Annotated in this window: 3 protein-coding genes; all 3 read left to right on the top strand. The window is 74.0% G+C overall.

Annotated features, from left to right (window positions below; all coding sequences use genetic code 11):
* On the top strand, positions 1-3,481 hold a 3,481-nt coding region (locus AB0412_RS35630), incomplete at its 5' end, for an SDR family NAD(P)-dependent oxidoreductase (RefSeq protein ID WP_366406778.1).
* A gap of 19 nt (positions 3,482-3,500) precedes the next feature.
* Complete coding sequence (locus tag AB0412_RS35625) at positions 3,501-9,908, top strand: type I polyketide synthase (RefSeq protein ID WP_366406777.1); 6,408 nt, start codon at positions 3,501-3,503, stop codon at positions 9,906-9,908.
* A gap of 52 nt (positions 9,909-9,960) precedes the next feature.
* On the top strand, positions 9,961-10,928 hold a 968-nt coding region (locus AB0412_RS35620), incomplete at its 3' end, for a beta-ketoacyl synthase N-terminal-like domain-containing protein (RefSeq protein WP_366406776.1).

The following is a 10,928-nucleotide window of genomic DNA, read 5'->3' as shown; positions in this document are numbered from 1 at the left end:
GGCGGTGCGCAGTCAGTTGGTGCGGGACCGGCTGGCCGGGCTGGGCGGGATGATGTCGGTCGCGCTGCCGGTGGAGCGGGCCGAGGAGCTGATCGCCCCGTATCAGGGCCGGGTGTCGGTCGCGGCGGTCAACGGCCCGACGGCCGTCATCGTCGCCGGTGACGCGGACGCGCTGGACGAGGTGCTGGCGGTCTGTGAGCGCGACGGTGTCCGCGCCCGCCGCGTCAACGTCGACTACGCGTCGCACACCGCGCACGTCGAGGCGCTGGAAGCGGAGCTCATGGAAGCTCTGGCGTCCGTGCAGCCGACGGCCGGCACGGTCCCCCTGTACTCCACCGCTGCCGGCGCTTTCGTCGACACGACCACCCTGGACGCCGCCTACTGGTACCGGAATCTGCGCAGCCCGGTCGGCTTCGAGCCCGCCGTCCGCGCTCTCGTCGACCACGGGGCGGGCTGCTTCCTGGAGATGTCCCCCCACCCCGTGCTGACGATGGCGGTGGAGGACACCGTGGAGGCGCTGGACGCGGCCGGCCGGGTCGCGGTGGCCGGGTCCCTGCGGCGGGACGAGGGCGGACTGCCCCGGTTCCTGCTCTCTCTCGGCCAGGCGCACGCCGTCGGCGTACGCGTCGACTGGGACGCGGTGTTCGCGGGGACCGGCGCCCGGCGCGTGGACCTGCCGACGTACGCCTTCCAGCGGGAGCACTACTGGCTCACGCCCTCGGCTGGGACCGGCGACGTCGCGGCGGCGGGGCTCGACCAGGTCGAGCATCCGGTGCTGGCGGCGGCCGTGCAGGTCGGTGACCGTGACGAGTGGGTGTTCACCGGGCGCATCTCCACCGAGTCGCAGCCGTGGGTGAGCGACCACGTGGTGCTCGGCACTGTGATCGTGCCGGGCACGGCGTGGGTCGAACTGGTCTCGGCCGCCGGTCGCCGGCTGGGCGTGCCGGTGGTGGACGAGCTGGTGATGGAGGCCCCGCTGCTGCTGGAGGAGGGGGCCACGGCACAGGTGCGCGTCACGGTCGGCGCCGCGGGCGACGACCGCCGCCGTGAGGTGGCGGTGTTCGCCCGCTCCGGGGCCGCCGGCGACGACGAGCGGGCGGAGATGACCTGCCACGCCCGCGGCCTGCTGGCCGCCGAGGACACCACGCCGACGACATCGTGGCTGCCCACGCAGTGGCCGCCCGCCGGTGCCACCGAGATGACCGGCGACGTGCTCTACGCCGGCATGGCTGAACTCGGCTTCGACTACGGTCCGGTGTTCCAGGGGGTGCGCACGGCCTGGCGGGTCGGCGACGAGGTGTACGCGGACGTCGCCCTGCCCGGCGACACCGGAGGGGAGGGCTTCGGCCTCCACCCGGCGCTCTTCGACGCGACGCTGCACAGTGCCTTCGCCGAGAAGGGTGCGGGCGGGGGTGCGACGCTTCTGCCGTTCTCCTGGTCGAAGGTGACCCTCGGGCGTACGGGCCTGTCACGGGTCCGGGTGCGGATCACGCCCGCCGGTGACGCCGCCCTGCGGGTGGACGCCGTGTCCGAGCACGGCGAGCCCGTGCTGAGCCTCGGTCAGCTGGACATGCGCCCGGTCGACCCCGCCCAGCTGTCGCGCCTGCGTCGCGGTGGCGGCCGGACGGTCCACCGGCTCGACTGGACGCCGGTGCAGGTGCCGGCGACCGCCGGTGGCGGGCAGGTGCGGGTCGCGACGCTCGACGGCCTGGCCGAGCTGGAGCGGGCAGCCGGGTCCGACGGTGGCCCGGCGCCGCAGCTGGTCCTGGCCTCGGTCACCACCCCGGACGGTGCCGTGGCCGATGCCGCACGGCAGGCCGCCGCCGCGGCGCTGGACCTGGTGCGGCGGTGGCTCGCCCGCGAGTGGCCGGGCGACGCCACGCTCGCCGTGACCACCCGGCGCGCGGTGTCCGTGGACGGCGAGACGCCCGACCCCGCCCAGGCGGCCGTCTGGGGTCTGCTGCGCAGCGCCCAGTCGGAGCATCCCGGACGGTTCGTCCTGGTCGATCTGGACCCGGACGTCGATCTGGACGTGAACGACGACCAGCCGGACTGGGACGCGGTGCTGGGCGCGGACGAACCGCAGCTCGCGGTGCGCGGCGGCCGGCTGCTGGCGCCGAGGCTCACACGCGCCGCCTCCGCACCAGCGGACCGGGCGCCGGTCTTCGGGCCCGAGGGCACCGTCGTGATCACCGGTGGCACGGGCGGCCTGGGTGCCGTGTTCGCCCGTCACCTCGCCGCCACGCACGGCGTACGGCACCTGCTGCTGCTCAGCCGGCGCGGCCCGGCGGCCGACGGTGCCGCCGAGCTGGTGGCGGAACTGGAGGGCCTGGACTGCCACGTCCGCGTCGTCGCCTGCGACGTGGCCGACCGGGACCGACTGGCTGCCGCCCTCGGCGAGGCGGAGCGCCCGGTGACGGCGGTGGTGCACGCGGCCGGTGTCCTCGACGACGGCGTGATCGAGTCCCTGACACCGGAGCAGATCGACCGTGTCATGCGGCCCAAGGCGGACGCGGCCTGGCATCTGCACGAGCTGACGGCCGACGCCGACCTCACGGCGTTCGTGCTGTTCTCGTCGGTGTCCGCGCTCATCGGTAGCCCCGGCCAGGCCAACTACGCCGCGGCCAACGCCACCCTGGACGCCCTCGCCGGAATCCGGCGGGCCGCCGGACTGCCCGCCACGTCCATGGCGTGGGGCCTGTGGGCGGACACCGCGGGCATGGCCGCCCAGCTGGGCGAGGCCGAACTGGCGCGGCTGCGGCGGATGGGCGTCGGCGCGCTCACCGCCGAGACCGGCCCCGCCCTGTTCGACCAGGCTCTGGACGTCGACGCGGCCGTGGTGGCTCCGGTGCTGCTGGAGACGACGGCGCTGCGCGCCCAGGCACGGGCCGGGATGCTCCCGCCGCTGCTGCGCGGTCTGGTGCGCCTGCCGGCCCGCGCGGCCGACTCGGGCGCGGCGGCCCTGGCCCAGAGGCTGGCCGGGGCGCCGGAGACCGACCGGGGACGGATCGTGCTCGAACTGGTCCAGGCGCAGGTCGCCGGCGTGCTCGGCCACACCTCGGCCGCCTCCGTCGACCCCGACCGCGCCTTCAAGGAACTCGGCTTCGACTCCCTGAGCGCCGTCGAACTGCGCAACCGGCTCACGCAGACCACGGGCGTGCGCCTGCCCGCCACGCTCGTGTTCGACCACCCCACCCCGATCGCGGTCGCCGACCTGCTGCTGTCGGAGATCGGCGGCGGGGAGCCGGCCGAGCCTCTCATCGACCAGGAAGTGCGCAAGCTCGAGGACCTGATCGCCGCGAGCTCCGCGGAGGACCGGCACCGAGTGGCCAAGCGCCTGCGCGCCCTGCTGTCCGGCATCGGCGCCGGCGCGGGCGACACCCAGGGCGACAAGAAACAGAACGCCAGGGAGCGGATCGAAGCGGCCACCACCGCGGAGGAACTCTTCCAGATGATCGATGCCGATCTGGGCGACCAGTGACGGGGGACGGGAAACGGACATGACGGACACCATCGATGAGCAGGAAAAGCTCGTCCGCTACCTGAAGAAAGTCGCGCTCGAACTCAACGAGACCAGGGCGCAGTTGGAGGAGACCGAGTACCGGACGACCGAACCGCTGGCCATCATCGGCATGAGCTGCCGGTACCCGGGCGGGGTGACCTCGCCGGAGGCGCTGTGGGACCTGGTGGCCTCGGGAGGCGACGCCATCAGCGGGCTCCCCACCGACCGCGGCTGGGACCTGGAGCGGCTCTACGACCCGGACCCCGACCAGCCCGGCAAGGTCTACGCCCGGGGCGGCGGCTTCGTGGACGGCATTGGCGAGTTCGACGCGGAGTTCTTCGGGATCAGCCCGCGCGAGGCGCTGGCGATGGACCCGCAGCAGCGGCTCCTCCTCGAGGCGTCCTGGGAGGCCTTCGAACACGCCCGCCTCGACGCGACCTCCCTGCGCGGCAGCGACACCGGCGTCTACTTCGGCCTCAGCGTCACCGACTACGGCGTGGGTCCGGACAAGAGCCTTCCGCAGGTCGAGGGCTTCCAGCTCACCGGCGGCTCCGGCAGCGTCTCCTCAGGCCGCGTCTCCTACCTGTTCGGCCTGGAAGGCCCCGCGGTGTCGGTCGACACGGCCTGCTCCTCCTCTGCCGTCGCCCTGCACATGGCCGCGCAGGCACTGCGGTCCGGCGAGTGCTCACTGGCCCTCGCCGGTGGTGTGACCCTCATGCCCAGCCCGTTCATGCTGCGGGAGTTCAGCCGCCAGCGCGGCCTGTCCACGGACGGCCGCTGCCGCGCCTACGCCGCCTCCGCCGACGGCACCGGCTTCTCCGACGGCCTCGGCCTGCTGGTCCTGGAACGGCTGTCCGACGCCCGCCGCAACGGCCACCGCATCCTCGGCCTGATCCGCGGCACGGCCCTCAACCAGGACGGTGCGAGCAACGGCCTGACCGCGCCGAACGGTCCGTCGCAGGAGCGGGTGATCCGGCAGGCGCTCGCCAACGCCGGGCTGTCCCCGGCGGAGGTCGACGCGGTCGAGGGGCACGGGACGGGGACCAAGCTGGGTGACCCGATCGAGGCGCAGGCGCTGCTGGCGACGTACGGCCGCGAGCGGGACGGTGATCCGCTGTGGCTGGGGTCGATCAAGTCGAACATCGGTCATACGTCGGCTGCTGCCGGTGTGGCGGGTGTGATCAAGATGGTGATGGCGATGCGGCACGGGGTGCTGCCGCCGACGTTGCATGTGGATGAGCCGTCGCCGCATGTGGACTGGGAGTCGGGTGAGGTCCGGCTGTTGACGGAGGCGCGGGAGTGGCGTGCGGGCGGTGGGCGTCCGCGGCGGGCGGGTGTGTCGTCGTTCGGTGTGAGTGGGACGAACGCGCACATCATCGTGGAGGAGGCGCCGCCGGCCGAGGAGCCCGTGACGGAGGAACGGACCAGGCCGGCGAGTCCGGTACCGGTCGTGGTGTCGGCGCAGACCGACCAGGCGTTGCGGGCGCAGGCGGAGCGACTGCGGGCGCATCTGGCGGCGCGGCCGGAGCTGTCGGCCGAGGATGCGGGCTTCTCCTCGGCGACGACTCGGGCGTTGCTGGACCGGCGTGCGGTGGTCGTGGCCTCGGACCGGGACGAGCTGCTGGCGCGGCTGGCGGAGATCACCAGCGGAGAGCCTGCCGTCTCGGGGAAGTCGGCGTTCCTGTTCACCGGGCAGGGTTCGCAGCGGCCTGGGATGGGCCTCGAACTCGCCGCGACCTTCCCCGTGTTCGAGCAGGCACTCGCCGAGGTGTGTGCGGAGGTCGATCCGCGGCTGGGCCGTTCGCTGCGGGAGCTGCTGGCGGCCGAGGACGACGTGCTGAACTCGACGGAGTTCACGCAGGTGGCGCTGTTCGCCGTCGAGGTCGCTCTGTTCCGGCTGGCCGAATCTCTCGGGCTGCGCGCCGACTACCTCATCGGTCACTCGGTCGGCGAGATCGCTGCCGCGCATGTGGCCGGGGTGCTGTCCCTGGCGGACGCGTCCGAACTGGTCGTGGCACGGGGCCGGTTGATGGGTGCGTTGCCGGCGGGTGGGGCGATGGTCGCCGTCCAAGCCGGTGAGGCCGAGGTTGCCGAGTCGCTGGCCGGGTTCGAGGGCCGGTTGGAGATCGCGGCGGTCAACGGGCCGCTGGCGGTGGTCGTATCCGGTGACGAGGACGCCGTGATCGAGTGGCTGCCGCGGTGGGAGGGCCGTAAGACGACCCGGCTGCGGGTCTCGCACGCCTTCCACTCGCCGCGTATGGAGCCGATGCTGGCCGAGTTCCGGGCGGTCGCCGAAAGGCTGACCTACGCCACGCCGCGTATCCCGGTCGTCTCCAACGTCTCCGGTGAGCCGGTCACCGTCTTCGACGCCGACTACTGGGTCCGCCACGTCCGTCAGGCGGTGCGTTTCGCCGACGGCGTCCGCACCCTCTGGAACCTGGGTGTGCGCAGGTTCCTGGAGCTGGGACCGGACGCGGTGCTCACCGCGATGGCCCGCCAGTGCCTGGACGACGACACCGAACCCGCTGCCTTCGTTCCCGCCCTGCGTGCCCGGCACAGCGAGACGGAGACCTTCGCCGCCTTCCTCGGCCGCGCCCACATCACCGGCGCCCCCGTCGACTGGACCGCCTACTACGAAGGCACCGGCGCCCAGCGCGTCGACCTGCCCACCTACCCCTTCCAGCGTGACCGCTACTGGCTCACCCCGATCACGTCGGCCGGTGACGTCACGTCGGCCGGCCTGGAGCGGATCGAGCACCCGGTGCTGGCGGCGGCCGTGCAGGTCGGTGACCGTGACGAGTGGGTGTTCACCGGGCGTCTCTCCACCGAGTCGCAGCCGTGGGTGAGCGACCACGTGGTGCTCGGCGCTGTGATCGTGCCGGGCACGGCGTGGGTCGAACTGGTCTCGGCGGCCGGTCGCCGGCTGGGCGTGCCGGTGGTGGACGAACTGGTGATGGAGACGCCTCTGCTGCTGGAGGAGGACACCACCGTTCAGCTCCGGGTCACCGTCGGTGTCGCGCAGGAGGACGGCCGCCGGGAAGTCGCGATCTTCGCTCGCGAGGAGGCGGCCGAGGACGAGCAGGCCGAGACGGCGGAGCCGGCCGAGATGACCTGCCACGCACGGGGGCTGCTGGCCGTGGCGGACGACACCGCACCGGCCGCTGCCTGGACCCCCGCGCAGTGGCCGCCCGCCGGCGCGAAGGAGATGACTGCGGACGCGCTGTACGCGGGGATGGCGGACATCGGCTTCGACTACGGTCCGGCGTTCCAGGGTGTGCGCACGGCCTGGCGGGTCGGGGACGAGGTGTACGCCGACGTCGCCCTGCCCGACGACACCGGGGGCGAGAGCTTCGGTCTCCATCCGGCTCTCTTCGACGCCTCCCTGCACTCGGGTCTGCTCCAGGACGGGCCGTCGGACACGGCCTTCCTGCCCTTCTCCTGGTCCGGGGTGCGCGTCCTGAGCCGGGGCAGGTCCCGCGTGCGGATCCGGATGCGCCGGGTCGACGAGACCGCGTTCGGTCTCGATGTCGCCGACGAGCACGGCGAACCCGTACTGAGCCTGGACCGGCTGGACATGCGGCCTGTCGACCCCGGCGCCCTGGAGCGGCTCCGTCGTGACGCTCGGCAGCCGGTGTACCGGCTCGACTGGACACCGGTCACGCTGCCCGCGAACCCGGACGCGCGGGTCGTGGTGCTGGGCGGTGCGGTCGGCGCGGGGGAGCGGTTCGAGGACCTGGCCGCGCTGGAGAAGGCCGTCGCCGACGGCAGCCCGGCGCCGCAGCTGGTGGTGGCCTCCGTCGACACCCCGGACGGGCCCACGGCCGGCGCCGCCCGGCAGGCCGCGGCCGAGGCACTGACCCTGGTGCGGCGGTGGCTGGCGGGGGCGACGCTCGGCGAGGCCCGGCTGGTCGTCGTGACCCGGCGTGCCGTCTCCGTCGCCGGTGAGGCACCGGACATCGCTCAGGCGGCGGTGTGGGGTCTGCTGCGCAGTGCCCAGTCCGAGCACCCGGGCCGGTTCGCCCTGCTCGACCTGGACGGCGACGAGCCGGACTGGGGCACCCTGCCGGCGGACGAGGAGCCGCAGCTCGCCGTGCGCGGGGAGCAGGTGTTCGCGCCCCGGCTGAGCGCCGCTCCCGCGCCGTCCGACGCCGCGTGGCACCTGTCCGCGACCCGCAAGGGCTCCCTCGACGACGTGGAGATCGTCCCGTCCGGCGCCGGGCGGCCGCTCGCCGCCGACGAGGTGCGGATCCAGGTGCGTGCGGCCGGCGTGAACTTCCGCGACGTGCTGATCTCCCTCGGCCGCTACCCCGACGAGGTGCCGCTGGGCGCCGAGGCGGCCGGCGTCGTGCTCGAAGTGGGCTCCGGCGTCACCGAGTTCGCGCCCGGAGACCGGGTCTTCGGCATCGTGCCCGAGTCCTTCGGACCGATGGCCGTGGCGGCCCGTGACCTGATCGCGCGGATGCCGGACGAGTGGTCCTTCACCCAGGCGGCGTCCGTGCCGGTCGCCTACGCGACCGCCTACCACGGTCTGGTCGACCTGGCCGGGCTGAGCGCGGGGGAGAAGGTGCTGGTGCACGCCGCCGCCGGCGGGGTCGGCATGGCGGCCGTGCAGATCGCCCGGCACCTCGGTGCCGAGGTGTTCGCCACCGCGAGCCCGGCCAAGTGGGACGTGGTGTGGGCGTCCGGGGTGGCGCAGGACCACATCGCCTCCTCGCGGGAGACGGGATTCCGGGACGCGTTCCTGGACACCACCGGCGGCACCGGCGTGGACGTCGTACTGAACTCCCTGACGGGCGAGTTCGTCGACGCCTCGCTGGATCTGCTGCCGCGCGGCGGCCGGTTCGTGGAGATGGGCAAGGCCGACATCAGGGACGCGGACGCGGTCGCGGCCGGGCGGCCGGGGGTCACCTACCGCGCCTTCGACCTGTGGGAGGCGGGCCCGCGGCGGCTGGGAGAGCTGCTGTCGGAGATCGTGAACCTGTTCCGGCAGGGCGTGCTCCAGTTCGCGCCGATCCGCACCTGGGACGTCCGGCGGGGCCGCGAGGCGCTGCGCCACCTGCGCGAGGGCCACAACGTCGGCAAGGTCGTCCTGACCGTGCCGGCGCCCCTCGGGCCGGAGGGCACGGTGGTCGTCACCGGCGGTACCGGCGGGCTCGGCGCGCTGTTCGCCCGTCATCTCGTCACGGCCCACGGCGTGCGGGAGCTGCTGCTGCTCAGCCGGAGCGGCCCTGAGGCGGACGGTGCCGCCGAGCTGGTCGCCGAACTGGAGACGCTGGGCGCACGGGCGCGGGTCGTCGCGTGCGACGTGTCCGACCGCGGGCAACTGGCCGCCGCGCTCGGCTCCCTCGACCGTCCGGTCACCGCGGTGGTGCACACGGCCGGTGTGCTCGACGACGGGGTCGTCGAGTCCCTGACGCCCGAACGCCTCGAGCGGGTGATGCGGCCCAAGGTGGACGCGGCCTGGCATCTGCACGAGCTGACGGCCGACGCGGACCTGTCGCTGTTCGTGCTGTTCTCGTCGGTGGCGTCCCTGATGGGCAGCCCCGGCCAGGCCAACTACGCGGCGGCGAACGCCGGCCTGGACGCCCTGGCGCAGCTGCGCAGGGCTGAGGGGCGGCCCGCGCTGTCCCTGGCGTGGGGCCTGTGGTCGCAGGCCGGGGGCATGGCGGCGGGACTGGACGACGCCGAGCTGGCCCGACTGGGCCGCATGGGCATGAGCGCGCTCACCTCCGACCAGGGCCTCGCGCTGTTCGACCGGTCGCTGGACGTCGACGGGGCCGTGGTGGCCCCGGTGCGGCTGGAGACGCCCGCCCTGCGCGCCCAGGCGCGGTCGGGGATGCTCCCGCCCCTGCTGCGGGGCCTGGTCCGCACGCCCGACCAGGCGGCCGACTCGGGCGCGGCGGCACTCGCCCGGCGACTGGCCGGGGCACCGGAGGCCGACCGCGAGCGGATCGTGCTCGAACTGGTCCAGGCACAGGTCGCGGGCGTCCTCGGGCACGCCTCGGGAGCCTCGGTCGAACCGGAGCGTGCGTTCAAGGAGCTCGGCTTCGACTCGCTGAGCGCCGTCGAACTGCGCAACCGGCTCGCCCGCGCCACCGGCGTACGCCTGCCCGCCACCGTCGTGTTCGACCACCCCAGCCCGGCGGCCGTCGCCCGCCACCTGCTGCCGCAGATCGTCGGCGACACCGCAGGCACACCGCGGTCCGAGGAGGACGAGGTACGCGCCCTGCTCGCGTCGATCCCCCTCGACCGGCTGCGCAGGGCCGGCCTGCTCGACACCCTGCGCGAACTGGCCGACGCCGGCACCGACCTGCCGCAGCCGGCCACCGACGACACGGACACCGCGTCGATCGACGACATGGACGCCGACATGCTGATCCGAATGGCCCAAGAGGACCTCGCATGAACCTGGTTGAGCACACCGTCGCCGCAGTGAGCCTGGAGACGAGGAAGTAGACATGGCAACCGATCAGAACCAGCTCATCGAGGCCCTCCGCACCTCCCTCAAGGAGACCGACCGGCTCCGCCAGCTCAACAAGCGGCTGCTCGCCCAGGCCGGCGAACCCCTCGCGGTCGTCGGCATGAGCTGCCGCTACCCGGGCGGCGTCACCTCCCCCGACGACCTCTGGGAGCTCGTCGCCTCGGGACGCGACGCCATCAGCGGGCTGCCCACCGACCGCGGCTGGGACCCCGAGCGGATCTACGACCCGAGCCTGCGCCGCCCCGGCGCCGTCTCCACCAGCGGCGGCGGCTTCCTCGACCGGATCGCCGAGTTCGACGCGGAGTTCTTCGGGATCAGCCCGCGCGAGGCGCTGGCGATGGACCCGCAGCAGCGGCTGCTCCTCGAGGCGTCCTGGGAGGCCTTCGAACACGCCGGCATCGACCCGACGTCCCTGCGCGGCAGCGACACCGGCGTCTTCTGCGGCGTCGGCACCAGCGACTACTGCACGGCGCCCGCCGGCAGCCTGCCGCACATCGAGGGCCTCCAGCTGACCGGCGGCGCGGCCAGCGTGTCCTCCGGCCGCATCTCCTACGTCCTCGGCCTGGAGGGCCCGGCGGTCTCCGTGGACACGGCCTGCTCCTCCTCCGCCGTCGCCCTGCACATGGCCACCCAGGCGCTCCGCGCGGGCGAGTGCTCCATGGCCCTCGTCGGCGGCGTGACCGTCATGTCCGGCCCGTTCCTGCTGGCCGAGTTCAGCAGGCAGCAGGCGGTGTCACCGGACGGCCGCTGCCGCGCCTACGCCGCCTCCGCCGACGGCACGGGCTTCTCCGACGGCCTCGGCCTGATCGTCCTGGAGCGGCTGTCCGACGCCCGCCGCAACGGGCGCCGGATCCTCGGCCTGATCCGCGGCACGGCCGTCAATCAGGACGGCGCGAGCAACGGCCTGACCGCGCCCAACGGCCCCTCCCAGGAGCGGGTGATCCG

This window comes from Streptomyces sp. NPDC052012 (assembly GCF_040689265.1).
Taxonomy (GTDB): domain Bacteria; phylum Actinomycetota; class Actinomycetes; order Streptomycetales; family Streptomycetaceae; genus Streptomyces.
Note: the sequence above shows the minus strand (reverse complement) of the source record. Positions and strands in the feature narration are given on the sequence as shown.

Bases quoted from the DNA above. Each gene is read 5' to 3' on its own strand.
- AB0412_RS35625 (WP_366406777.1), top strand. From the start codon at position 3,501: ATGACGGACACCATCGATGAGCAGGAAAAGCTCGTCCGCTACCTGAAG.